The sequence below is a fragment of the Rhizobium sp. BK619 genome (assembly GCF_014195245.1).
In the GTDB taxonomy this organism is placed as follows: domain Bacteria; phylum Pseudomonadota; class Alphaproteobacteria; order Rhizobiales; family Rhizobiaceae; genus Rhizobium; species Rhizobium acidisoli.
The window spans coordinates 1-1305 of sequence record NZ_JACIBH010000040.1 but is presented as its reverse complement, the minus strand read 5'-3'; the positions used below and the strand labels follow the sequence as shown (position 1 = coordinate 1305).

Sequence of the window (1305 nt, the reverse complement as noted above, 5' to 3'; positions counted from 1 at the left end):
CAGGAACTTGACCCCGACCAACAACACGAACAATACCTAAAGGCGGGTCAATTCTCGGTGGAAACGCCGGGTCAGCTCTCAGTGGAAATCAACACCGGGTGGCGGGGTCTCGCAGATCAGTGGAATAGGGCGACCCAATGCGAAGGCATTACCGGCATGCGAAGCCGGCTTTGAGGAAGGACGCGCGGCAAGCGGGAGGGTGAAAGTCCTTCAGCGGACTGAATGACTTGCCTCGGTGAAGTCTAGAGCAGATCCTGTTCAATCCGGGTGTTATCCTGCAGCTCTGAAATATTTTGCACATTCTGCTGGTGAGCAAGCGTATGACCGCATGTCCGTCTTCGTGGCTGGGGTGGCTCGCCCTACATCATCACGGGAGGACGAGCCATGGCAGATTATAGAGAAGCTTTTATTGGAATTGACGTCGCCAAACTGAAGAATGCGATTGCCGTCGCTGAACCTGGTGGGAAGGGAGAAATCCGATTTTGGGGTGAGATGGATGCGTCCGATAGCAGCATGCGCCGCATCAACCAGCGGATAGCGGCAGGGCGTCGCTCCCTCATTGATTCCCAGGAAGCCAGGAGACAGAATAAACCAATAAGGCGGTCTTTCGAACTTTGATCGAAACGGCGTCTCCCATTCCGACCGACCAGCCGCACGGCAAGTTTTTGACCTTCTTCCATCACTTGGTGTCCACCTATTTTGGTGGACACCTTATGCCAAAGCTCGCTCAATTGCAGAACGTGCGGGGAAAATCGCGCTTACGCTTGAACAGCGCTGAATGCGAGAAAAAACGTTCCCAGCTAAATTGCCTTGTGCCGCGGCGCTTTCGAACCACGGTGGCGGTCGTTATCCCTTCAGTCGAGCCTTCCTCTTACTATGGGCACGCGTTCGACGACCGTGGGCAAACCTGCGAAGACCTTCTCAAAATGACGGCCGATGATTTTTGGGAGATCGGCGCAAGCGGCAAAGCCTATGACCGCAACTTCGTCATAGAAAGCCTTTTAGAGTTCTACAAAGGGCCCGAACCGGAGGGTTGGCTTTGCTCGGACTTCACCATCCGATTGCTTGCAGATGGGCTGTACCAGCTCAACTACATTCTGCAGCAGCCGGATCTGCGCACCCGCTGAACGACGCTTTGGCGAAAGACGGCTGAAGGCTGGCAAATCGTTTTCCACCAAGGGACACTCATGACCTGAACGACGATTGGAGCTTAGAGCGGAATCCGATCATATTGCATCGTATCCAGCTGCAGCGAAATAGTTCTGGCACTCGTTTGGGGTGAAGAGGTTGAGTAACCGGCCTATG

General features: G+C 54.3%; 1 protein-coding gene and 2 pseudogenes. 2 read left to right on the top strand and 1 reads right to left on the bottom strand.

All coding sequences use genetic code 11. The annotated features are described in order from the left end of the window. Positions 1–384: 384 nt before the first annotated feature. A pseudogene (locus tag FHX14_RS32755) lies at positions 385–589 on the top strand (IS110 family transposase); the annotation flags it as partial. A gap of 4 nt (positions 590–593) precedes the next feature. On the opposite strand, the pseudogene FHX14_RS33515 reads toward FHX14_RS32755, so the two are convergent. Beyond that, a pseudogene (locus FHX14_RS33515) lies at positions 594–731 on the bottom strand (IS66 family insertion sequence element accessory protein TnpB); the annotation flags it as partial. Here FHX14_RS33515 and FHX14_RS33325 point away from each other — a divergent pair. Further along, positions 714–1127 (top strand): hypothetical protein, encoded by a 414-nt coding sequence (locus FHX14_RS33325; RefSeq protein ID WP_348649282.1) that lies wholly within the window; start codon positions 714–716, stop codon positions 1125–1127. The pseudogene FHX14_RS33515 and the gene FHX14_RS33325 sit on opposite strands and share 18 nt — an antisense overlap. Positions 1128–1305: the final 178 nt, after the last annotated feature.